Genomic DNA, 23,554 nt, shown 5'->3' with positions numbered 1-23,554 from the left:
CCGCACAGTGTAGCGTGCGGGTGCTCGAGTCGCTGAAAGACTGCGCGCCTAGCGCTGATACGTGATCGTCAGCTTTGCCCGTGCGAGCGTGTGGAAGACGGTATTGAACGCGGCGGTGGTCGGCGTCGTATTCTCGGGATCCAACTCGAGGGTCGGGACGTCGAGCGCGTGCACGACGAAGATGTAGCGATGCGGGTGATCGTCCTCTGGGGGAGCGGCACCGTAGTAGGCCGCCTCGTTCGCGTCGTTGTGGATATGCGCCGCCGCGCCCGGCAAGAACAGATCAGACTTGCCGGCGTCCTCCTCAAGGGAGGTCACGTCGGCGTCGAGATCGACGACGGTCCAGTGCCAAAAGCCTGACGGCGTGGGCGCGTCCGGGTCGAAGCAGGTCACCACAAAGCCTTGGGTTTCCTCCGGGAAACCGCTCCACTCAAGCGCTGGAGAGACGTTGTCCTTGAAGCCGAGGTGCTTGTCCGGCATCGTGTCGCCCTCCTTGAAGGAAGGACTCGTGAGGTCAAATGAAGGAACCTCGGGAAGTAGGTCGTAGGGATCTGGGGCAACGGGTCGTTCTAGATTCATGGCTCCAGTTTATGCGATGCAGATCACAAAGTCTGCTGACGCGTTGATGCGGGCGCGAAATGAGCCGTCGGTGAAAGTCGGACTAGTTTTTGTCGGAGCCCGCTCCTAGGATGAATATCGAACACACGTTCGAATGGAGGTGGAGTGTGGATAGGCTCGCGATCGCGCGCAAAGCGCTTGTAGATGCCGAACAGCGTGCGGGCTTGCGCATCGTTCGAACGCACTCGCACGCTTCAGCTGCGCGCACACCCCAAGCTCCTCGAAGTATGAACGGCGAGGTCAGCTCGGATCACTTCACCGTGCCCTCATATTTGTGGGGAGCGTTTCCGGATGGGCTTCCTCGACACGGAGTTGTGAGCGTTCGAGGCTCGCACTTCCTCACGATGGTTCTTGCAAGCATCGCCTCTGAACACAACGCATGGATCGCGTTTCTTGGCGTTAAAGATGTGGGATGGGCGTGCGCGGAAAGTTTGGGTGTGGACGCCGGGCGGGTCGTCCACGTGCCCCGGATCGATACGCAGGGGCCGCAGGTCGTCAGCGCAGCCATCGATGGTTTTGACGTGGTGGTCGTCGGCAACGTTCGCCTCGATGCGCGCGAACGGCGGGTGCTACAACGCCGCGCCATCACCAAGGGAGCCCTCCTGATCGCGATGGACTGGCCGCACGCCTCGCTGACGGCGGACTGTGAACTCCTTGGCGTAAGCGGGGTTGATGGCGGCATCGGCCACATTCGCGCGGTGGACTACGCGGTATCTACTCAGCGAGGGCGCTCGCATATCCGATACACCCAAGAAGGCAGGCAAGCTCAGCCCCTGAGCCTCGCGCGTGGAGATGTCCGCGTGGGCGTCGTGAGTGAGCGGGTGCCCTCATGAGAGGCGCAGTGTGGATTCCGGACTGGCCGGTGGCAGCGGCGCTGCTCAGCGGGCAGGCTGAGGCGAACGAGCCGATCGCCGTCTTCGAACATCGCATCGTCGCGATCAACGGCCTTGCCGAGCGCGAAGGCGTGCGCGTGGGCATGAAGCGCAGGCAGGCGCAATCGTTGCTCCCGAACCTCACGCTCATCCGACACGATGCGGCGCTTGATGTTGCGCACTTCGAGCGCGTTGTGCGGGCCTGCGAAGAACACATTGCCTACCTCAGCGTGCTCGAACCGGGCCTGCTCACCTTCCTTGCCCGTGGCCCGGTTGCATCCGCTGGCAGCGTGAGCGCACTCAGTGAGAATCTGATCGGCGAGATCGCCCTGAGCACGGGTCTGGAAGCGCACGTCGGCTTCGGCGAGGGGCTATTGACAGCCGTGCTAGCGGCACGCCACGACGCCCATGTGCGAAATACGCGGCCATTTCTCGATGGGCACCCTGTGACTGCCTTGGAACACGTCGCCTTTTCAACGCAGGCGCGGGCGCGTGTGCGGGCATTCGTTCACGCGATGGAGGATCTTGGTATCCGCCGGATCGGTGACGTGCGCGCGCTGGACCGGCAGGCACTAGCCACCCGGTTCGGAGACATCGGCAGGCACGTCATCACGTTGATCGACGGCGGCGATCTAGATGCGGGCGAGAGCTATCCGGTTCACGAGCTCACCGTCGAACGGGCGTTAGATCAGCCTTTGGTCAACCTCGATCAGGCGGCGTTCCTTGCGCGCGAGATGGCCGAGGAACTGTCCAGCGAACTCACGCGCAGGGGAGTGATTGCAAGAGAGATCGCTATCTCGACTCGTAGCGAAACGGGTCAGGAGCGCCAGCGGCGCTGGTCGCTTGACGTTGCAAGCGCTAAAGACATCACGGATCGCGTGCGCTGGCAGCTCACCGCGTGGATCTCCGATCGGGACGAGAGCCCAGATTCGGGAATCGAGCGCCTCGTCGTCGTCGCTCAAGCGATCGCTCCTGCGGGCGTGGCGCAGGGAACCCTGTGGGGAGCGGACCGCGGAAGTAAAGAAGCGGCAACCCGCGCGGTGAGTCGTATTCAGAGCTTGCTCGGCGATCGCGCCGTGTTCGTGCCGGAACGAGTGGGTGGGCGTCACCCGCTCGAAGCGCATACCCACAGGTTGTGGGATGCGGCCAACGCGCTCACGGAACACGCGAATGACCCGTGGCCAGGAACGTTGCCAGGCCCGTGGCCCAATCTCGTCAAGGCGAGCCCGGAGAAGATCTCGGTGGTCGATGCTTGCGGGCACGAGTGCAGCCTCAGCGCGCTCGGCACATTTTACTGCCAGCAACAGTGCACCGATCCAACGCCCGTGGCGTTGCGACTGGGCGCGGGAGCGGCGCAGATCCACTCGCTCGCTGGTCCCTGGCTGCAGGCAGTTGGCTGGTGGAATCCGCAATCCCACCAGCGTAAAGCGTGGGTGGAAGTGGTCAGCGATAAGCGGGGATACCTCATCTATCGCGAGAAGAGTCAATGGTGGTTGGCGGGGGTTTACGAATGATCCCGTACGCAGAATTGCACGCGCACTCCGCCTACAGTTTCCTCGACGGGGCGTCCATGCCCTCCGAGCTGGTCGAGCGTGCCGTCGAGCTGGAGCTCACCGCCATCGGGCTCACTGATCACGACGGGCTACCCGGAGTCGTGCAGCTTGCGAGCGCGGCAAGGCGCCACGGGATGCCTACTGTGATCGGCTCCGAGGTTTCGATAGGAGGCACCCCGCGCGTGGGGCAAAAGGATCCCGACGGCGATCACCTCGTCATCCTGGCACGAGACGCCGATGGCTATCGCGCACTCTCGCACGCGATCGGTGAAGCGATGCTGGCCTCCGGGGAGAAAGGGCACGCGCACCACTCACTTGAGTCGCTCGCCGGCGCGGCCGCGAACTGGCAGATTCTCACAGGGTGCCGCAAGGGTGGATTGAGGCGTGCGCTTGAGACGAGCCCGGGGGTGTGGGCGCTGGATGAGGCGCGGGCATACCTCGACCAGCTCATCGCGCTCTTTGGCAGGGACTCCGTGGCGGTTGAGGTGGTCAACAACCGCCAGCCCTATGATCGCGAGCGCAACATGCACCTAGCGGGCTTGGCTCGGCAGCTGAACGTCGACGTCGTCGCCACCGGTAACGTTCACAGCGCCAGGCCGAAGGACTCGGTGATAGCCGACGTGCTGGCGGCGACGCGCGCGAACCAATCCCTCGAGGCATACAAGGGGTGGATGCCAGCGTGGCCGTCGTATCTGAAGTCGGGCGCGCAGATGATCCAGTTGCACGCCGATCACCCGCACGCGGTGGAAACGGCCGCGCGGCTGGGCGAGGAGTGCTCGTTCGATCTGGCGCTCGTGGCACCGAGCCTGCCGCCGTTTCCCACGCCCGAGGGGCACACGGAGGCCTCGTGGCTTCGGCACCTGACCGAGCGGGCCGCCCTGCGCCGATATGGATCACGTTCGGAGCATCCGCAGGCGTGGAAGCAGATCGATCACGAGCTGGAGGTCATTGAGCAGCTGGGATTCCCCGGATATTTCCTCATCGTCCACGACATCGTGGCGTTTTGCGAGGCTGAGGGAATCTGGTGCCAGGGCAGAGGCTCGGCAGCGAATTCGGCCGTGTGTTTCGCGCTGGGAATCACGGCTGTGGACGCCGTGCGGCACAAGATGCTGTTCGAACGCTTTCTTTCGCCTGGTCGCACCGGCCCGCCGGATATTGACATGGATATTGAAGCGGGCAGGCGTGAGGAAGTGATCCAGCACGTGTACGAGCGCTACGGGCGCCGTCATGCCGCGCAGGTCGCCAACGTGATCACGTATCGGCCCCGCTCGGCCATCCGGGACGCGGCGCGCGCGCTGGGGTACGACGCCGGCCAGTCCGACGCGTGGGCGAAGTCCATTGAACGCCGGCTCACGCGAAAGGATCTGGAGCAGGGACCAAAGATGCGCGGGCAGAGATCTTTCGCTGAGCGCTGGGGCGTCGATGCGCAGGTGCCGGAGCGCGTGGTGGACATCGCGGCGCGGTTGCAGCGCTTGCCTCGGCACCTGGGCATTCATTCGGGCGGAATGGTGATCTGCGATCGGCCCGTCATCGACGTGTGTCCGGTGGGCTGGGCGCGCATGGAGGGGCGTACCGTCCTGCAGTGGGATAAGGACGATTGCGCCGAAGCTGGCCTCGTGAAGTTCGACCTGCTTGGGCTTGGCATGCTCAGCGCGTTACGCATTGCGTTTAGCGAACTGACCGAGCGCGGGGTGCTGGCGGCCAATGGCCAGCCACTGGACCTGCACAATATCGACCAGGAAGATCCGCGGGTCTATGACCTGCTGTGCGCTGCCGACACGATTGGCGTGTTTCAGGTGGAATCGCGCGCACAGATGGCCACCCTTCCGCGCATCCGCCCGCGCACGTTCTACGACATCGTCATTGAAGTGGCGCTCATCCGGCCCGGTCCGATTCAGGGCGGCTCGGTCAACCCGTATATCAACCGGCGCAGGGGGAGGGAGGCCGTGAGCTACCCGCACCCGCTACTCGAAAACGCGCTCAAGAAGACGTTGGGGGTGCCCCTGTTTCAGGAGCAGCTCATGCAGATTGCGATCGACGCCGCGGGCTTCAGTCCCTCGCAAGCCGATCAGCTGCGCAAGGCTATGGGGGCCAAGCGCAGTCACGAGCGGATGCGCGAGTTGCGCGGTGAACTCATGGAGGGCATGGCAGCACAAGGGATTGACGGGCCAGCGCGCGAAGAGATCTACTCCAAGCTCGAGGCGTTCGCCGAGTTCGGCTTTCCAGAGTCCCACTCGTTCTCGTTCGCCTACCTCGTCTACGCGAGCGCCTGGCTCAAAGCGCACTATCCGGAAAACTTTTACGCCGGTATCCTTGCCGCCCAGCCGATGGGCTTCTACTCTCCGCAAACGCTCGTGGCTGATGCGCGCCGGCACGGCGTGCAGATCCTGCCAGTTGACGTGTGCTATTCGCAGGAGCACTCCAGCGTGGAGGTGACACCGTGGCGCGATGTGCGCCGGCACTCGCTGGTGAGCGCCGACCCATGCCGGGGGCTGCGGCTGGGGCTATCGAATATCAAGGGGCTCAAGGACGCGATTGATCGAATTCTTGGCGCCCGCGCCGAGCGACAGTTCGACTCGGTTGCCGACCTTGCCTACCGCGCGCGCCTGAGCACCGCCGAGCTCGAGCATCTCGCGGCTGCCGGAGCGCTCGAGTCGCTGGGAATGTCTCGCCGAGAGGGAATCTGGTCGGCTCAGGCGCTGGCATACTCTGGCAAGAAACTCGGCAATTGGTTCCAGCCCGCAATTCCTGGCTTCCACGTTGGTGCCCGCCCACCGAAGCTGCCCGCGATGAGCCCCGTCGAAGAAAACATCACCGAACTTCGCACCACCGGGATTTCGGTGGCAACCCATCCGATGGACTTCCTACGCGAGCGCCTGGCTGGCGCCGGCGTCCTGACCATCGACGCGCTGAGCACCTACCCACCGGGCGAGCGAGTGAAGGTGGCTGGAATCGTCACGCATCGTCAACGCCCCCACACGGCGTCGGGAATTACCTTCCTGTCTCTCGAAGACGAAACGGGCCTTCTCAACGTGATCTGCTCGGTGGGGCTGTGGGAGCGATATCGACAGGTCCTGCGCACATCCCAAGGACTCATCATTCGAGGGATCGTTGAACGCGCAGACGGCGTGATGAACTTCGTTGCCGACGGCGTGGAACGCCTTGATCTTGCCGTGAGCCTGCCATCCAGAGACTTCCGCTGAGCTAGCGCCGCCTGCGACGGAAGCGCGTATAGTCCGAGTCATGGATTCCGATTTTGGGGAAGACCGGGTCGTCCGCAAAGGCACAGCAGCATACAAGCGGGCACTCGGCGCACTTTTCGCCATCGGAGTCGGCGCATACGCGCTCGTCTACGCGCCACAGCCACTCTTGCGGGTGATTGGCGACGCCTACGAAGTCACCGCGGCGCAGTCTGCGCTCATCATGTCAGCAACCACGTTCTCACTAGCGTTCTTCGTGCTCTTTTGGGGCGCTATGACCACGAGGATCTCCGAACGCACGATCATCATTGGCGCTCTCGCGGTGGCGATCATCATCTCCGTGGCTATTCCGTTTGCTCCGAACTGGACGATCCTCATTGAGTTGCGTGCCGTGCAGGGTGTGGCTCTCGCTGGCCCTCTCACCGCAACTCTGGCGTGGGTTGGTCGGCACGTGGAGGCTCCCTCGATTGCGCAGGTTTCTGGCCTGTATATTGCCGGAACCACCGTCGGTGGCATGGCGGGGCGCCTCCTGTCCGGCTTCGCTAACGAACTCACAGACGATTGGCGAATGGGCATCGCCTCCGTGTCGATCATGTCCGTCATCCTCGGCGGTATCGCGCACGTGCTACTGCCGCGAGCGAAGGGGAAGAAGCAACGCGTCACACGGGCGCCGCGACCCGATTCGTCGTGGCAGCGCCGTCAGCGATTCGTGGCCTACGGATTCGCACTCGTGGGTATGGGAATGTTCGTCGGCATCTTCAACGTGCTCGTCTACCGCGTGGCTGAGCCCCCGTGGAATCTCGGCACCTCGGTCACCTCGATGCTCTTCCTGAGCTATCTCACGGGAACACTGTCCTCCGCACGCGCTGGCGACCTCGTCAAGCGCCTCGGGCAACGAGGGCTAATGATCGTCGGGACAATCACGATGGCGATCGGCGTGGCACTGACGATTCCGACCTCGCTCGTGACGCTGTGGCTCGGCCTGTTTATCCTGTGCGCGGGGTTCTTTGGCATGCACGCTCTTAGCTCAGGGCGGGCATCGGGCATGCACCCCCGGCCTGGTACCGGCTCGGGCCTGTACCTCATGTTCTATTACATCGGCTCGTCCGTGGGCGGTATCGTGTTCGGCTTCGGATGGGATATCGGGCAGTGGCCAATGGTACTCATCATGGCGGCTAGTTCGCTCATCGTGATTCTTGTGCTCTCTTTGTTCGTATCCAATGCGGAACCGGCTAGCCCCGACGCTAAGATGGAGTAACTACCGGAAGGGGTAAGTGTGAGTAAGTTACGCATACTTCTGCGACTCGCTACAACCGCGGGGCCAGCCGTTTACAGTGTTGTTCGCCGCTACGGGCCGCAGATTCGGCAGCTGATCCAGGAAAATCCTGAGCTGTTCGATACGATCAGGGGCCGCATCACGTCGGCTGCTCAGACGGGCAAGAACAAGCGCGGAGTCGCCGGAATCCAGGCGCGGATCGGCGTGCTTCGCGAACAGACGACGTACTTGTATGCCTCGGCGAACAACGTCGGTGTTGCCGAGCAGGCCACTGCCTGGCGTCACGAACTCGACGCGCTCGAGTCCGCTCTTCCCGTCATCGAGGCTATGGGTGCCAAGCAACGGCGCGAGAAGCTTCGGTCAATCGAGCACACGATCGATGATCTGTCGGCCGAGATTCTCGCGCTCACGCTTGAAGACGATATTGAAGATGCGGAGATCGTTGATGACGAATAATCCTTATTCCGACCCCACCAACCCGTACGCGGACAACGACCGTTCGCCGGGGCCTCAATTTTCGCACGGAGCACCCGAGGCGCAGCCGTTCGGCAACCAGACCACTGGCCAACACTACGCGGGGCAACAGGGTCCTGAGCAACAGGCCGCAGGCCAGCAGTGGGAGACCCTTGGCGCCGGTTCGAACCACAACGATCGACCGCCACAGCAGTGGTCTCAGCAGGCTCCCGGTTACGGGGCTGCTCCTCAGCCATCAGGTGCGCAGGGGGCGTATGGGCTAGGAGCACATACGCCGGTTCAGGATCGGACGCCGGGCTTCGGCGGGTATGGCGCTCGGCCGGGCTCGCAGTTGCAGCCACGCCGAGATTTCTCCCAACTTGCACGGATCGGAGTTATCGGCACGATCATGGGCATGCTCGTCTACGTGGCGGCCATCTTCTTGCCGTTCGCCTCAGCGCAGGACCTCGTCGTGGCCTCGACGGGGGAGTCGATTGACGGGTCATTCATCTCCACGAACCTCCTCGAATCCGCCGCACCCGCGTGGATCTCAATGGTGCTTGTCCTGATAGCGGCTGGCGTTCTCGTCTTCTTCGTCCTCGCGCGTAAGGTTCAGGACACCCTAGCAAAGGGCGTCGTGGTTGGTACGGCACTCACGGCCGGCGTCGGTCTAGTGATCTTCGTTCTCTCCATCGCCTTCGATGGTGGGCTTCGTAATTTCTACGACGCCGGTGGGTCGATGGGGATCGGGCAGATCCTCATGTATGTAGGCGCAGCTGTTGCACTGATCGGATCTATTGTGACCACCATCGGTGTTGCCACTGACAAGACCCAGTAGCATCAGGCCTTCGCCTGATTCACGGGCTAGTACGAAAGCGCCACCCGGAACCGGGTGGCACTTTCGTACTAGCGTTGTTGCGTCAGTGGCTAATACCCAGAACCTTGGCAATATCAGGATCGTAGAAATCGGGACCCTTTAAAACCTTGCCGTCCTCGCGATAGATCGGCTTGCCGTCCGCGCCGAGCTTGGACATGTTCGATCCCTGAATCTCAGCAAGCACGTCCGCCATCGGGATGCCCAGCTCGAGTGCCATGCCATACACGACATAGGTCAGATCGCCGAGGGCGTCTGCGACCTCGACGGTATCGCGGGAGTAGTCATCGACGATTCGAGCCTCCTCAAATGCTCTCTCGATGATTCCGCGTGCCTCCTGGCCATATACCGCTCCGGTGAGCTCAGCGAACTCCTCGGCAATGAGGCTCATACGCATGTGGACGCGGTCGCGGTCAGCCCGCGGCCCGTCGTCGGCAATCGGCAGCCCATACGTGTCATGAAACTGGCGGACAAGGTCTTCTGGCCGATTCGAGTCGGGCAAATTCTGTGAGGTCATGAGGCAAATCTATCGCGTTCACGAGACGAACAAGATGTTGGCTCAAATCACATCCATGCAAGCGCGCCGAAATTGGAAAGCCGCCGCTCGTGGTGATAGATTCTTATCTGTTGCTTTTACAGCAGACCTGCGCGGGTGGCGGAATAGGCAGACGCGCTAGCTTGAGGTGCTAGTCCACGTATTAGTGGGTGGGGGTTCAAGTCCCCCTCCGCGCACAGGTAATAAAATGACCCCGGTTCTCCCGGGGTCATCTCTTTTGTGGTGTGGTGCTCAAAAGCCGGGATTGAAATTCCCTACGTAACCAGAGACTCGCATCGGCCGGGCTTTTCTCACGGAGGCACGCGATGGCGAACTGGGTTCGACCTTGTGGGATAATGGCGTCATGACTCCCACAGCAACCACGGCCCTCTATGCCATTTTGGGAAGGCCGGTTCAGTTTTCCAAGTCGCCAAACCTCCACAACGCGGTCTTTGCTCACCTTGGCATCGACGCCGTCTACGTGGCTCACGAGCCCGACGACGTCGGGGCAGCGATTCAGGGCATGAAGGAACTGGGCTATGCGGGCGCGAATCTGACGATGCCCTTCAAGAGTGAGGCACTTGCGTACCTTGACGAGATATCGGACGTGGCCAAGGAGATGAACGCGGTCAATACGCTGACGTTCAGGGACGGCAAAGTGTATGGCGACAACACCGACGGCGCCGGCCTCCTCAACGAGATCCGCGCTGTTGGCACGCCGGTTGAGGGCGCGACGATCCTTCTGCTCGGAACCGGGGGCGCCGCATCGGCGCTGTGGACGCAGGCAGCGCTCGATGGCGCGGCGCAGGTCCGCGTGTTCAACCGGATGAAGCCCGAGTTCGATGAGATCCGCCAGACGCTCGAGGCCCTGTCGGACAAGACCGGCACGCGCTTGACGCTCCACGATCTCGCGGACGAGGCCGAGCTGAAGACAGCCGTGGACGAGTCCTCGATTATCATCAACGCGACGAACGTGGGCATGGGGGATTCGGCCGGGATGTCACTCATTCCCGCCCAGTGGCTGGGCGCCCAGCACACCGTTGCGGACGCCGTCTACCATCCGCGCATCACCCAGCTCATCGCGGACGCCGAGTCGGCGGGAGCAAAAACCGTCGAAGGGCTCCGCATGCTATTAGGCCAAGCCGCAATCTGCGAGAAAATCTGGCTCGGCATCGACATGCCCTTTGACGTGGCACAAGCCGCTGTCATGGCTGACGATGAGTCAAACTGACACCACGCTCAGGCCTCAGATACGCTACGACAATGAAACCTTTTGCTTTCCTTGCAGCGCGCCCCTCAATGGCGTTGGCAATCCGTGAGGATGAACTGGCTGCGGTCAAGAAGTACGGCAATTTGAGCGACGACGAAATCGTCTACTTTTCGCTCGAGGATCGGCCACAGATCGACCCCACGAAGTATGCGGGGATCTTCGTATCCGGCTCGCAGTATGGCTTCTTCGATGAGCATGACGATAAGACCCCCGAGCAGATCGCAACGGAAGAGGTGCTGTTCGCCGTCAACGACGTCGTCGTCGAACACGACATTCCATACCTGGGTCTGTGCTACGGGCACCAATCACTTGCCATCACACTCGATGAGGAGCTGACGGGCGACTACTTTGAAGAACTGACGACAGTCGACATTGAAGTGACCGATGACGGCAAGAACGATCCGATTTTCGGGCGTCTACCGAACACATTCCCGGCAATTCTGGGCCACGCCGAGGCGTTCGGCGTCGTGCCGCGGGATACGGTTGTGCTCGCCACCTCGCCGATGTGCCCAGTCCAAGCGGTCAGGCACCGCAACAACGTTTACGGCGTTCAGTTCCACCCGGAGATCGATTCGGAATCGCTCGAGCTCAGGCTCGATTATTACAATGGCAGTAAGTACTTCACGCCGGGCGAGCTGGATGCGGTGCGTGCACGCACGTCTGGTTTTGATTACTCGGCAGCAACGCAGATTATCCGCAACTTCGTCGATACGTATCGCGACCGTTCAACCGAAGGCTCATCATGAAGTTCACTCGCTCACCACGATCGACAGTTGGTATCGAATGGGAACTCCAACTGATCGACAAGGACTCCAACGATCTGAGGCAAGCTGCCGACCACATTCTCGCGGTCGCTCAATCTGGCGACGCCGACACGTCGATGATTCATGGCGAGATGATGCTCAACACGATCGAGCTCGTCACGCGCCCACACGAGACCATCGCCGGATGCACCGATGATCTTAAGCGGGGGATCGACACGCTTCAGCCGATCATCGAGCCAATGCGCATCGCACTCGCCTCGTCCGGAACCCACCCGTTTGCCAATCCGGTCTACCAGCGCGTGACGGATTCCGAACGCTACGCCGAACTCGTCAATCGCACCCGCTATTGGGGCAGGCAGATGCTCCTGTTCGGCACCCACGTTCATGTGGGCATCGAGGATCGCGCGAAGGTCCTGCCGATTTTGCGCGCAATCCTGACTCGTTTCGCGCAGCTGCAGGCGCTGACGGCGTCGTCGCCGTTCTGGAACGGCAAGAACACGGGCTACGCGGACAACCGCGCGATGGTCTTCCAGCAACTGCCAACGGCCGGGGTGCCGCGCCAGTTCGAGGAGTGGGACGAGCTGAAGTCGTACTTTAACGACATGGTTAAGACGGGCATCATCTCGAACTTTGATGAGGTGCGCTGGGATGTACGGCCCTCGCCGAAATTCGGCACGATTGAATTCCGCGTGTGCGATGCGGCAACAAACGTCGCAGAGATCGGCATGGCCGCGGCGCTCTCGCAGTGCCTCGTTGAGTACTTCTCGCGCAAGCTCGACGCCGGCGAGACCCTTCCGTACCTGCCGCCGTGGTTCGTGGACGAAAACAAGTGGCGCGCCGCCCGATACGGCATGGACGCCGAGCTGATCCTCGACGCGGATGGCAACGAGGAGCACGTGACGGACACGCTCGTGCGCATGGTCGAGGTTCTGATGCCGATCGCGGAGGATCTTGGGTGCGTCGAGGAACTGAACATGGTTCATACCGTGATCGACATGGAGGCGCCCTACCGCCGCCTGCTTCGTTCGGGCGCGTACTACAACATGTCCCGCGAGGCGATCGTCGACTTCATGATCGCCGAGATGGAGGCCGGACACCCTCTCGATCCTGACCACAGCGACAATCAGGGTATCGCCGCGCTGGATGCGAAGACGCCTGCTGCCTACGAACCTGAGAGCACGATTCCCGAGAGCACGATTCCCGAGAGCGCTGCTACCGAGAAGGGTGCTGAATGAGCGACTACGCGGAAAGCGTTGACATCGCTCAACAACTCATCCGGTTCGACACGACCAATAACGATCGCGACGTCATTGAGCGACCCGCCGCCGAGTACGTCATGGACCTCCTTGGCGAGGTCGGTCTCGAGCCCACGATGGTGGGGCCAACGCCGGGGCGCCCGTCCGTCGTCGTTCGTATTTCCGGACAGAACCGCGCCATCGACGTCGACGCCGCCACGGGTGAACGCCGCGGGGCCGTGGTCATCCATGGACACCTCGATGTGGTGCCTGCCGTGGCGGAGGATTGGTCGGTCGATCCGTTCGGCGGCGTGATCAAGGACGGGATGTTGTGGGGCCGCGGCGCCGTGGATATGAAGAACATGGACGCCATGATTTTGGCGTGCGTCCGCGAGATTGCGAGAACCGGCTACGTGCCGCCACGTGACCTGATCATCGCCTTCTTCGCGGATGAGGAGGCAGGCGGCAAGCACGGCTGCCAGTTCTTGGTTGAGAATCATCCAGAGCTCTTCGAGGGCGCCACCCACGCGATTTCGGAGGTTGGCGGCTACAACACCTACGTCAACGGCAAGCGCGTCTACCTCGTGCAAACGGGGGAGAAGGCGCTGACTTGGTACAGGTTCACCGCCGAGGGAACGGCGGGTCACGGCTCACAGGTTAACCACAACAACGCCGTCACGAAGCTTGCCCGCGCCATGGCGGCGATCGGCTCGGAGCCCTGGCCGCTCGCCCTCACCGACACCGTCCGCGCGCTTCTCGAGGGCACGGCCAAGCTCGCCGGATTGCCCTTCGACCCGCACGATGAGGAGACGATCAATGCGCTCGTCGACGCGTTGGGGCCGGCAAAGGCCTATGTGGGAGCCACTGTTCGCACGGGATCAAACCTTACGAGTATGAACGGCGGGTACATGGCGAACGTCATCCCGCAGACCGCCAGTGGAACCTTGGACGTGCGGGCGATTCCCGGAACCGAGGCGGAGGTGGCGGCCCGGATCGAGGAGCTCGCCGCCGGGCTCACCATCGAGAAGCTGCACGACAGCCCGGGCTACGAATCGCCGACGACGGGCAGTTTCGTCGAGGCCATGACCGATTCCCTAGCCGCTAACGATCCCGATGCCACGGTGTTGCCCTACCTGTTGTCGGCAGGCACCGACAACAAGACGCTGGGGAAACTGGGCATCAAGGGCTACGGATTTTCGCCCGTGAAACTCCCGGAGGGCTTCGACTTTCCAGCCATGTTCCACGGCATCGACGAACGAGTTCCCGTGGCCTCTTTGCCATTCGGATCAGCGGTATTGCGTGATTTCGTTGACCGCCTTTAGTGGTTTTGAAATCGCGGGATGTGGGTTAGGCTTCCTATATGGCTAATGAAACACAAGTAGCGTTCGACCGGCTGATCTTCGCCTTCCAGGAGTTCAATGCCGCGGCTGTTTCCGCACACGATCCCGACGATCCATCTGTGATCGCGGCCGCTGACGCGCTTGCCGATGCCTACACGCTCTACGACGACGCGATCTACACCCAGTACGGGGTTGAAACACCGCTCGACACGTACGACGAGGATTTCGACGACGACGATGAGGACGACCTCGACGAGGACTTCGACGATGATTTCGACGACGACCTTGACGACGATGATGACCTCTACGAGGACGATCTCGACGACGATGATCTCGATGACTACGACGACCTCGACGATGAGTTCGACGAGGACGACGACTAACCAGCAGCGCCGGTTTTATGCGATCTCTGTGATGACCCGATTTACCGGATCGGGCAGATCCACGAGGTCGAGGGAGAGCACCTGTTCGAACTGGGCGTGAGTGCGCGCCCCGATGAGTGCACACGACACCTGCGGCTGGGAGAGCAACCACGCTAGTGACACGTCGGCAGGTGCGCGCGCGAGCCCATCGGCTGCCTTGACGATTGCCTCAACGGTGCGGCGGGGCTTGTCTGTGAGGTACGGGTCGACTGTCGCGCTCAAGTGCTCTGTTGCCGCCCGTGAGGTCGCCGGAATGGTGTGCCGATACTTACCGGTGAGAACGCCGCCGGCCAGGGGAGCCTGAGCAATGATCCCAAGACCAAATTCCTTCGCGACGGCCGTCAGCTCCCCGGCGGGCCGGCGCTGAAGCACGGAATACTCGGCTCCCACGGCGCCGAGCGCGGGTAGGCCCGAGTCGGTCAGATACTGCGCGGTCCGCGCCACCTTCCACGCGGCGTGATTGGCGAGGCCAATGTAGCGCGTGGCCCCAGAGCGCACGATTTCGGCGAGCGTACTCATCTGTTCCTCAAGAGCAACCCGCGGGTCAGGCGCGGCCACCTGAAGGACGTCGACGTAGGTCGTCCCGAGCTTTTCGAGAGTGCGATACAGGGAATCGAGCAGTGCGCTGCGGCCGCCGTTGAAGCGAACCGAGCCGTCGTCGTCGTGATAGAACTCGCCAGCATGCGCAACGATGATCACCTCGGAGCGATCCACGCCGCCATCGAACACGCTGCCAAGCACCTCGATCGCGAGTCCCTCGCCGTAGACGGGGGAGATGTCGATGGTCGTGCCGCCGTGATCGAGGAGTGTTGCGACCATGTGGGCGGCGTCGCTTGCTTCGGTGTCGCGGCCCCATGTCAACGTGCCGAGCCCGAGGTTGCCCATACGCAGGCCCGTTGCGCCAAGAAACGTGTGCTTCATATCCCAGAGCCTAGTGCACGTTCGGCAAGGAATGAGGGATAGGCTGGGCGCGTGCGTATTTTAGAAGCGATCGTGTTGGGGATCGTTCAAGGTCTAACGGAGTTCTTGCCGATTTCCTCGTCGGCGCACCTGCGAATCGTGGGCGAGCTCTTCCCGTCCCTTGGCGACCCCGGCGTCACCTTCACGGCGGTGACGCAAATCGGCACTGAGACAGCCGTCATTATCTACTTTTGGCGCGACATCGTGCGGATCATCTCTCACTGGTTCAAGTCGCTACCCGTCGGCCCGTGGAAAAACCAGGTGCCGCGCAACGACCCGGACGCGCGGATGGGGTGGATCGTCATCTTCGGCACGTTCCCCATCGTCATCCTCGGCCTTCTGCTCGAGGGCTGGATCGATTCGGTGTTTCGCAACCTGTACCTGACGGCCCTCATGCTCGCTGTCTTCGCCGTGCTCCTGGGCTTGGCCGACCGGCTCGGCAAGCGCAACAAGAACCTTGGGGACATGACGATTCGCGACGGCGTCACGCTCGGTTTCGCTCAATCCATGGCGCTCATTCCTGGCGTCTCGCGCTCGGGCGGAACGATCACGGTGGGGCTCGCGCTCGGCTATACCCGTTCGGCAGCCGCGCGCATTTCGTTCCTGCTCGCTATCCCCGCCGTCATGGGATCGGGCTTGTATCGTCTCTTCAGCGACGACGGCACAGGGCCTCAAGCAGGGGCGATGCCTACGCTCGTAGCCACAATCGCTGCGTTTATTGTGGGCTTCGTTGTTATCGTGGGCTTCTTGAAGCTGGTCGAGACGCGGTCATACATTCCGTTCGTCATCTACCGGCTCATCCTTGCAGCGGCCGTGGTATTCATGCTCGGCCAGGGCATTTTGAGCCCGTACTAATGGGAGGACTTGTATGAGGACCTGGACAGCACCGAACGTTCCACAGCTACCCGGTACTCCGCCTCCGCTTCGCCTTTACGACTCGTCAACGGGAGCAACTCTCGAGCACGATCGTGACGACCTGCGAGTGTGGATCTGCGGGATCACCCCGTACGACTCCACCCACTTCGGCCATGCCAACACCTACGTGGCCTTCGATACGTTGGCCCGCGTATGGCGCGACGGCGGGCGCCCGCTGGCAACCGCCTCGAACGTGACGGATATCGATGATCCGCTCTTTGAGCGCGCCGAGCAGACCGGGCAGAACTGGTACGAGCTCGCGCAAACGCAGACCCAGCTGTTTCGTGAGGATATGGAGGCGCTGCGGGTGCTCCCGCCCGACACCCTCACCTCGATCACCGAGATCCTCGATCCGCTCGAAGAGCTCATTCGGAAGATGGAAAAGGACGGGACGGCCTATCGTGTGCCCGGGCCTGAAGGCACCGAGTTCATCTATGCCGACGTCTCGACGGATCCGAAGTTTGCCGCCGCCCCGATCTTCGATGACATGGACCTCGTGGCGACGTTTGATGAGCGCGGTGGCGATTCCACCCGCGAGGGCAAGCGCAACAAGCTTGATCCTCAGTTGTGGAAGGGCGTCAAGGGCAATAACTACCGCCCCGGGGGCGGCGAGCCTGGCACGTGGCGCCCCGGGTGGCACATCCAGTGCGCGCTGATGGCGCTGCAGAACCTTGGGGTGGTAGACGTACACGCCGGCGGCAAGGATCTCATCTTCCCGCACCACGAGATGTCCGAGCACCACATGCGCGAGATGACGAATGGCGATGCGGACGTGGACATCCACGCCCACGCCGCGATGGTCTCCTACGAGGGCGAAAAGATGAGCAAGTCGCTTGGCAACCTCGTCTTCGTCTCGGCCCTGCGCAAGGACGGCATAGATCCGCGCGTCATTCGTCTGGCCATTCTCGGCCACCACTACCGCGTGGACTGGGAGTACGACGACGATGCACTGGTCGCGGAGGCCGAGCGGCTCGCACGCTGGAAGGACGGCATGGACGCTCCCGTCGGCGCAGGTCAGAACGCAGACAGCCACGAGTTCCTTGCGCGGTTACGAGCCGTGCTAGCCGACGATCTGAATACGCCCGCTGCCCGCGATATCGTGGATGACTATCTGGTTGGTCGGGTTGCGTGGCCGACCGACGATGACAAGGCCATCGCGAGGAACGCTATCGACGCGCTCCTTGGCATCGATCTGTGAGGAGGCCATGTGTTGCCGCAGGCGGTCCTGTTGGACATGGACGGTACGCTGACCGACACCGAAAAGCTCTGGTTTCAGGCTGAGATTGAGGTGATCGGTGAGCTTGGCGGTGACTGGAAAGCCGGCGACGAGCTCAACCTCATCGGGTTAAACCTCCACGATTCCTCCAGGCTTCTTGTGGACACGCTCGAGCTCGACATTTCCCCGGACGATCTGGGCCGCGTACTCACCGATCGGGTGGCAGAACTGGGCCGCCGCCACGGGATGCCGTGGCGCCCCGGCGCACTCGAACTGCTGTATCGGTTGCGCGACCTCGAGATCCCATCCGTTCTGGTGACGGCGTCGATGCGCCGATTCGCGCAATTGACGTTGGACCAAGCCCCGGAGGGCACGCTCGAGTTCTCCGTGACGGGGGAGGACGTGACGCGCGGCAAGCCGGATCCTGAAGCGTACGTGCACGCGGCCGAAGGCGTTGGCGCCGCGCCCGAACTGTGCGTGGCATTCGAGGATTCCGTTCCCGGACTACACTCGGCGCTCGGCGCGGGTGCCATCACGTATGGGGTGCCGCTCAAAGTGGACCTCAGCGGTGTGCACGGAGCACAGCTCATCGACTCACTCGAGCAGGTGGACGAAGAGTTCTTGCGCTCCGCGATTAGCTCGCGTTACCAACGTCCGCTGTAAGGAGCTGCTTCGCCCCGTCGTCGTTCATCTGAGGTGGCACGCCGCCAAATGCCGGGCAAATGTCTTGGAAATGGCACCAGTTACACAGCGGGCCCTTCTTCGGCTCGAAATCCCTCGAGTCAATTCGCCCACGAATGCCCGACCACACCGCATCGACCTCCATGCTCAGCGAGTCGATGTCCTGAGGGTGGGGATCGTAGGTGAGGACCCGGCCATCCTTGAGATAGATGAGCTGCGTGCGCGCGGGGAGTGCGCCTTCTGCGTAGTAGAGCGCGGTGGCGTAAAAGCGCATTTGGAAAATGGCCTCGTCTTGGAAGCGCGGCGAGGGTGACTTGCCCGTCTTATAGTCGACGACGCGGACCTGGCCGTTTGGCGCGCGGTCAATCCGATCGATGATGCCTCGAATGGCGAGCCCGGAGGGAAGAACGGCGTTGACGAAGCTCTCGCGCGCATCGGGCTCAAGAAACGACGGGTTCTCCAACTTGAAGTAGTTGGCGATCAACGGCCGCGCAGAGGCCAGCCACTCGTCCATGGCGCGCGCTGATTCAAATAGCTCCTGCGACTCGGGAGCCTTCGCCAGATGTGCCTGCCACGCGGGTTCAAGCAATGCCTGTGCGCGATCGGGAGTGCGATCCATGGCGGGATCGTCAAAGAGGTTCTCCAGCACCGAGTGAACGATCGTTCCGCGGAGTGCCTCAACCGAGGGCGGCTCGGGAAGGCGATCGATCACCCTGAACCGGAACTTGAGCGGGCAATTCTTGAAGTCGTTAGTTCGCGAGGGCGACAGAGCAGCGTGACGTTTCATGCAATCCACCGTAGCGACTTGCTCCGACATTTTTCCGTAAGATGGCACGGATGACTAATTATCCACACCCCATCGGCTCCGATCGGCGCCGCGGCCCGTTCCGTGCCGGCGAACGCGTTCAGCTCACCGATTCCAAGGGGCGCAAGTACACGACGATGCTCACCGACGACGGCTACTTCCAGTCGACGCGCGGCAACTTCCGCCATAAGGTCCTTATCGGCGCGCCCGAGGGCACCGTGTTCGAAACGGAAACCGGGCACATGCTTCAGGCGCTTCGTCCGCTCATCGCCGACTATCTGCTCTCGATGCCCCGCGGCGCTACCCCGATCTATCCGAAGGACTCCGCTCAAATCGTCCAGCACGGTGACGTGTTTCCCGGCGCGAGGGTCTTCGAGGCGGGCGTGGGCTCCGGTGGCTTGACGCTGTCGCTGCTTGCGGCCATCGGCCCCGAGGGGCACCTGACGTCGGTTGAACGCCGCGGCGAGTTCGCGGAGATTGCGCAGGCGAATGTTGAATCGTGGTACGGACCGGCCGTCCCGCCGTGGGATCTTTTCGTCGGTGACGCAAACGACGCGCTCGATGAGATGGCGGAGGAAAGTCTCGACCACGTCATTCTCGACATGCTCGCGCCGTGGGAATCGATCGTGCACGCTGCACGCGCCCTTCGCTCCGGTGGCGTCATCGTTGGGTATGTGACGACGACGACCCAGCTTTCGCGTTTCGTAGAGAAACTGCGGGACTCGGAATTTTTCACCGAGCCCGATGCGTTTGAGACGGTGATGAGATCCTGGCATCTTGATGGGCTTGCCGTGCGCCCGAACCATTCGATGGTGGGGCACACCGGCTTCCTCGTCATCGCACGCAGAATCGCGCGCAATTCGATGCCGCTCATCCCGAAGCGTCGCCCGGCGCCGGCCGCGCACTCGGAACCACCCGAATGGGAAACGTGGAGCGCGCAGGATTTACCCGAACGTGAGATTTCAGAGAAGAAGCTGCGCAAGGTCCGCCGCGATGTGGCACATCGCGCCGACGTGGAGCTTTCGGGAACGTCCGCGCTGGGAGACAATAGTGATCGGATCAGGCGCACACTGGACGAGGAGACTCGCCGGCGTAATGAGCGCCGCTATGGACAACGGCGCGAGGAGCGCGAGAACGCTGACCCCGGCAGCGATCGCGAGATGGCAGAGCGCCACGAGGGAGAACTGTGAACGAGCAAGGTGAAATCTTCGGGCTCCAAGAGGCGCTCGCCTCACTCGAAGAGAAGAACGACAGGCTAGCGGAGGCGCTGCAAAAGTCTCGCCGGCGCATCCAGGACCTGTCACAGCAGGTCGAGAAGCTCTCCGAGCCCCCGGGCTCCACGGCGACCTTCATTTCGGCCAATCACAACCGCCACGAGGTGACGGCACTGGTGAACGGCCGCAAGATGATTCTTTCGGCGTCTACCCTCATTGAACTCGGCAACATTCGCCCCGGTCAGGAACTCCTGCTTAACGAGGCGCTCGTCGTCGTCGGTGTGGAATCCTACGAGCGCACGGGAGAAATCGTCACCGTCAAGCTCGTCATCGATTCGGAGCGCGCGCTGGTTCAGGTTCACGCGGACGATGAACGCATCATGCGAATCTCCGGGCGCCTGCAAGAACAGCAGGTTCGCGTGGGAGACACGGTGCTTGCCGACACGAAGGCGGGCTTCATCCTCGAGCACGTGGAGCGCCCCGACGTCGAGCACCTCCTGCTGGAAGAGATCCCGGACGTGTCATACGAGGACATCGGCGGCCTCGACGCTCAGATTGAGCAGATCAAGGACACCGTGGAGCTTCCGTTCGAGCAGCCCGATCTCTACCGCGAGCACGGGCTGAAGCCACCCAAGGGTGTGCTGCTCTACGGCCCTCCGGGCACCGGAAAGACGCTCATCGCGCGCGCCGTTGCCACCTCGCTTGCTGAAAAGATTTCCTTGCGCGATGGGCACGAGAAGTCGCGCTCCTACTTCCTCAATATCAAAGGCCCGCAGCTGCTCGACAAGTACGTGGGCGAGACCGAGCGTCAGATTCGTGAGATCTTCTCCCGCGCACGAGATCGCGCGGCGTCCGGCATCCCCGTCGTCATCTTCTTTGACGAGATGGAAGCCCTGTTCCGCACCCGCGGCTCAGGCATTTCCTCCGACGTCGAGACGACGGTTGTGCCGCAGCTCCTGGCGGAAATCGACGGTGTGGAACAGCTGGATAACGTCATCGTCATCGGCGCATCGAACCGAGAAGACATGATCGACCCGGCGATTTTACGGCCTGGTCGCCTCGACGTGAAGATCCGAATCGAGCGGCCAACGCGCGCCGGTTCCGTCGACATCCTCCTGAAGTACCTCACCCCGGATCTGCCGATTCACGACGACGAGCTCACCGCCCACGGCAGCGCCGACGCGGCCGTTGTGGCGATGGCGAAGGCGACTGTCGACGAGCTGTTCACCCACACCGAGGACAACGAGTTCATCGAGGTCACGTACGCCGACGGTTCGAAGGAAGTGCTCTACATTTCGGACTTCGTCTCCGGTGCCATGCTTGCGGCGATCGTTGACCGTGCGAAGAAGCGGGCCATCAAGGATCTGCTCGCGACCGGCGAGCGCGGTATCCGCGAGCGCCACCTGCTCGACGCCCTGTCGGAAGAGGCGCGCGAGAACGAGGATCTAACGCAGATGACGAACCCCGACGAGTGGGCGCGCGTCCACGGCCGCGGTTCGGGCAAGCGGGTCACCTACGTCAAGCCACTCGTGAAGCAGAAGGTGTTCGACGACGGCGTTCAGGCGGCAGGCACCGGGTCGGCGGCAGGCACCGCGACGGCGCAGTCTGGCACCGCATCGGCACAGCACACGTCATCAGTTGGCGCCGAGCCTGCCACGAGCGAAGTGGATCCGGCGGCCACCGACGAGTCCGCGGAGCGGGAGAAGCGACCAGTCAACGAATGGGACAACGTTGTGCGAAAGGGACTGATCTAGATGAGCGCGCGCCGAGGAATTGGGCTGGAAACGGAATTCGGCATCATTGACGCCGACGATCCGCAGGCGAATCCAATCGTGCTCTCGACGGAGGTGGTCGATGCCTATGGCGGGCGCGGAAGCGCAGCCGGGGGAGCGGGTGCCATTCGCTGGGATTACCACGGTGAAGATCCGCTCAACGACGCCAGGGGATACCGCCTTGATCGCGCGTCAGCACACCCGTCTCAGCTGACCGACGATCCTGATAACCCGGCTCCGCCAGCGGATGGCACGCAGCTCCAATCCGTTCGCCGGCCATCGAATGAGGAACTGGCACTGCCGCGAGCCTCGAATGCTGTGTTGACCAACGGCGCCCGGCTCTACGTCGATCACGCCCACCCGGAATACTCCTCGCCGGAGGTCTCGAACCCGCGCGAGGCGATCCTGTGGGATCGCGCTGGAGACATGATCGCGGCAGAGGCGATGGACCTCGTCAACGAGACGGGGCGAAATCTCGTCATCTACAAGAACAACGTGGATGGCAAGGGCGCGGCCTACGGCTCGCACGAGAACTACCTCATGGACCGCAACGTCGATTTTTCCGACGTCATCCGCTACCTCACGCCGTTCTTCGTAACGCGCCCGATCCTGTGCGGAACGGGCCGGCTCGGCTTGGGGCAGCAGTCGCAACAACCGGGCTTCCAGATCTCTCAGCGCGCCGATTACGTGGAAAACGACGTCGGCCTCGAAACAACGTTCAATCGTCCAATCATCAACACGCGCGACGAGCCGCACTCGGAGGCCGATCTCTATCGGCGCCTGCACGTCATCGGCGGGGATGCGAACCAGTTCGACGTGTCAAATCTGCTTAAGGTGGGCACCACCTCGCTCGTGCTGTGGCTACTTGAGTCCGGCCGGCTCCCGCTCAGCATGGATTCGGTCATGCTCTTCGAGCCCGTTCGCGCCACGTGGGAGGTCTCCCACGATCCGACCCTGACACGCACGATCGACATGCAGGACGGCTCGCAGCGCACGGCCATCGACATCCAACAGATGTACCTCGATTCCGTCCTTGAAGCACTCGGCGACGACGAGGTGGACTTCGATACCCGCGAAATCCTCGACACGTGGCAGGAAACGCTCGATCTGCTCCGCACCGATCTGTTTGCGGCTGCGGGCAAGGTGGAGTGGGTGGCCAAGTACCAGATGCTCGACTCGCTGCGCCAGCGCACGGGAGGTTCATGGGATAACGATCGGCTCCGCGCCTTCGATCTCCAGTGGCACGATCTGCGTCCGGAGCGCTCGATCGTCAATCGCCTCGATCAGGCTGGCCGGGTGGAGCGGCTGTTCCACCCCGAGCAGGTCGTGTGGGCGACGCGCCACGCGCCAGAATCCACCCGCGCCTATCTGCGTGGCGGCCTCATCCGACGCTTCGCAAAGAACGTCATGGCGGCCGGCTGGGATGGCATCACGCTCGACGTGCCGGGCTATGACAGCCTCGTGCGTATCCCGCTTATGCACCCCGAGCGCGCAACCCGCGATTTGGTGGGCCAGATGCTTGAGCAGGCCGAATCGGTGGAGGACTTCCTCGTTCGCCTCACCAGCGCCTAGGCGACGT

Annotated in this window: 20 protein-coding genes, 1 tRNA gene and 1 pseudogene; 18 read left to right on the top strand and 4 right to left on the bottom strand. The window is 62.4% G+C overall.

Annotation, left to right across the window (positions count from 1 at the left end):
• Positions 1-48: 48 nt before the first annotated feature.
• A complete protein-coding gene (locus ACHFFR_RS03875) occupies positions 49-579 on the bottom strand; it encodes a YbhB/YbcL family Raf kinase inhibitor-like protein (protein WP_394262958.1) in 531 nt (176 codons plus the stop codon).
• A gap of 146 nt (positions 580-725) precedes the next feature.
• Here ACHFFR_RS03875 and ACHFFR_RS03870 point away from each other — a divergent pair, with 146 nt between their 5' ends.
• From ACHFFR_RS03870 to ACHFFR_RS03845, 6 genes are read left to right on the top strand one after another with little or no spacing between them, the layout of a single operon-like run.
• Complete coding sequence (locus ACHFFR_RS03870) at positions 726-1,451, top strand: hypothetical protein (protein ID WP_394262957.1); 726 nt, start codon at positions 726-728, stop codon at positions 1,449-1,451.
• Positions 1,448-3,004 carry a hypothetical protein gene (locus tag ACHFFR_RS03865; RefSeq protein WP_394262956.1) on the top strand — a complete coding sequence of 519 codons (1,557 nt, stop codon included), beginning with the start codon at positions 1,448-1,450 and terminating at the stop codon, positions 3,002-3,004. Before ACHFFR_RS03870 ends, ACHFFR_RS03865 begins: the two co-directional genes overlap by 4 nt.
• Positions 3,001-6,246 (top strand): error-prone DNA polymerase, encoded by a 3,246-nt coding sequence (locus tag ACHFFR_RS03860; RefSeq protein ID WP_394262955.1) that lies wholly within the window; start codon positions 3,001-3,003, stop codon positions 6,244-6,246. Before ACHFFR_RS03865 ends, ACHFFR_RS03860 begins: the two co-directional genes overlap by 4 nt.
• A gap of 40 nt (positions 6,247-6,286) precedes the next feature.
• The gene (locus ACHFFR_RS03855) at positions 6,287-7,501 is read left to right on the top strand and encodes an MFS transporter (protein WP_394262954.1); all 1,215 of its coding nucleotides are present in this window, start codon (positions 6,287-6,289) and stop codon (positions 7,499-7,501) included.
• Positions 7,502-7,519: 18 nt separating this feature from the next.
• A complete protein-coding gene (locus ACHFFR_RS03850) occupies positions 7,520-7,975 on the top strand; it encodes a DUF6474 family protein (protein WP_394262953.1) in 456 nt (151 codons plus the stop codon).
• The gene (locus ACHFFR_RS03845; protein WP_394262952.1) at positions 7,965-8,810 is read left to right on the top strand and encodes a hypothetical protein; all 846 of its coding nucleotides are present in this window, start codon (positions 7,965-7,967) and stop codon (positions 8,808-8,810) included. The genes ACHFFR_RS03850 and ACHFFR_RS03845 overlap by 11 nt, the downstream gene beginning before the upstream one ends.
• Before the next feature lie 82 nt (positions 8,811-8,892).
• Here ACHFFR_RS03845 and ACHFFR_RS03840 read toward each other — a convergent pair.
• Positions 8,893-9,342: pseudogene (locus tag ACHFFR_RS03840) on the bottom strand (GNAT family N-acetyltransferase); the annotation flags it as partial.
• Positions 9,343-9,492: 150 nt separating this feature from the next.
• On the opposite strand from ACHFFR_RS03840, the gene ACHFFR_RS03835 reads away from it, so the two are divergent.
• The 6 genes from ACHFFR_RS03835 (at position 9,493) to ACHFFR_RS03810 (ending at position 14,373) form a co-directional block, all read left to right on the top strand.
• A tRNA-Leu gene (locus ACHFFR_RS03835) sits at positions 9,493-9,578 on the top strand.
• A gap of 167 nt (positions 9,579-9,745) precedes the next feature.
• Positions 9,746-10,612, top strand: a complete 867-nt coding sequence (locus ACHFFR_RS03830; protein WP_394262951.1) for a shikimate dehydrogenase family protein — start codon at positions 9,746-9,748, stop codon at positions 10,610-10,612.
• Positions 10,613-10,644: 32 nt separating this feature from the next.
• Positions 10,645-11,397: a gamma-glutamyl-gamma-aminobutyrate hydrolase family protein gene (locus tag ACHFFR_RS03825; protein WP_394262950.1), complete on the top strand. Its 753-nt coding sequence runs from the start codon at positions 10,645-10,647 to the stop codon at positions 11,395-11,397.
• Positions 11,394-12,650, top strand: coding sequence for a glutamate--cysteine ligase (locus tag ACHFFR_RS03820; RefSeq protein WP_394262949.1), 1,257 nt, complete (start codon positions 11,394-11,396; stop codon positions 12,648-12,650). The genes ACHFFR_RS03825 and ACHFFR_RS03820 overlap by 4 nt, the downstream gene beginning before the upstream one ends.
• A complete protein-coding gene (locus ACHFFR_RS03815) occupies positions 12,647-13,972 on the top strand; it encodes a M20/M25/M40 family metallo-hydrolase (protein WP_394262948.1) in 1,326 nt (441 codons plus the stop codon). Before ACHFFR_RS03820 ends, ACHFFR_RS03815 begins: the two co-directional genes overlap by 4 nt.
• 38 nt (positions 13,973-14,010) lie before the next feature.
• Entirely contained in the window at positions 14,011-14,373 is a 363-nt protein-coding gene (locus ACHFFR_RS03810) for a hypothetical protein (protein WP_394262947.1), read from the top strand.
• A gap of 15 nt (positions 14,374-14,388) precedes the next feature.
• Here the strand turns inward: ACHFFR_RS03810 and ACHFFR_RS03805 are convergent, their stop codons facing one another.
• Positions 14,389-15,333: an aldo/keto reductase gene (locus ACHFFR_RS03805; protein ID WP_394262946.1), complete on the bottom strand. Its 945-nt coding sequence runs from the start codon at positions 15,331-15,333 to the stop codon at positions 14,389-14,391.
• A gap of 51 nt (positions 15,334-15,384) precedes the next feature.
• On the opposite strand from ACHFFR_RS03805, the gene ACHFFR_RS03800 reads away from it, so the two are divergent.
• The 3 genes from ACHFFR_RS03800 to ACHFFR_RS03790 are packed head-to-tail and all read left to right on the top strand — an operon-like array spanning position 15,385 to position 18,166.
• The gene (locus ACHFFR_RS03800; protein ID WP_394262945.1) at positions 15,385-16,227 is read left to right on the top strand and encodes an undecaprenyl-diphosphate phosphatase; all 843 of its coding nucleotides are present in this window, start codon (positions 15,385-15,387) and stop codon (positions 16,225-16,227) included.
• 13 nt (positions 16,228-16,240) lie between these two features.
• Complete coding sequence (locus tag ACHFFR_RS03795) at positions 16,241-17,485, top strand: hypothetical protein (RefSeq protein ID WP_394262944.1); 1,245 nt, start codon at positions 16,241-16,243, stop codon at positions 17,483-17,485.
• A gap of 9 nt (positions 17,486-17,494) precedes the next feature.
• Positions 17,495-18,166, top strand: a complete 672-nt coding sequence (locus tag ACHFFR_RS03790) for an HAD family hydrolase (RefSeq protein ID WP_394262943.1) — start codon at positions 17,495-17,497, stop codon at positions 18,164-18,166.
• Here ACHFFR_RS03790 and ACHFFR_RS03785 read toward each other — a convergent pair.
• Positions 18,138-18,971 carry a RecB family exonuclease gene (locus ACHFFR_RS03785; RefSeq protein WP_394262942.1) on the bottom strand — a complete coding sequence of 278 codons (834 nt, stop codon included), beginning with the start codon at positions 18,969-18,971 and terminating at the stop codon, positions 18,138-18,140. The two genes, ACHFFR_RS03790 and ACHFFR_RS03785, sit on opposite strands and share 29 nt — an antisense overlap.
• A 50-nt stretch (positions 18,972-19,021) precedes the next feature.
• Here ACHFFR_RS03785 and ACHFFR_RS03780 point away from each other — a divergent pair, with 50 nt between their 5' ends.
• From ACHFFR_RS03780 to dop, 3 genes are read left to right on the top strand one after another with little or no spacing between them, the layout of a single operon-like run.
• The gene (locus tag ACHFFR_RS03780; RefSeq protein ID WP_394262941.1) at positions 19,022-20,179 is read left to right on the top strand and encodes a tRNA (adenine-N1)-methyltransferase; all 1,158 of its coding nucleotides are present in this window, start codon (positions 19,022-19,024) and stop codon (positions 20,177-20,179) included.
• Entirely contained in the window at positions 20,176-21,957 is a 1,782-nt protein-coding gene (arc, locus tag ACHFFR_RS03775) for a proteasome ATPase (protein ID WP_394262940.1), read from the top strand. Before ACHFFR_RS03780 ends, arc begins: the two co-directional genes overlap by 4 nt.
• Positions 21,958-23,547, top strand: a complete 1,590-nt coding sequence (gene dop, locus ACHFFR_RS03770) for a depupylase/deamidase Dop (RefSeq protein ID WP_394262939.1) — start codon at positions 21,958-21,960, stop codon at positions 23,545-23,547. It abuts the gene before it with no gap.
• The last annotated feature ends 7 nt before the right edge of the window (positions 23,548-23,554 follow it).

Source organism: Trueperella sp., assembly GCF_043424875.1.
Classification (GTDB): Bacteria; Actinomycetota; Actinomycetes; order Actinomycetales; family Actinomycetaceae; genus Trueperella.
This window is presented reverse-complemented; position numbering and strand designations above follow the sequence as displayed.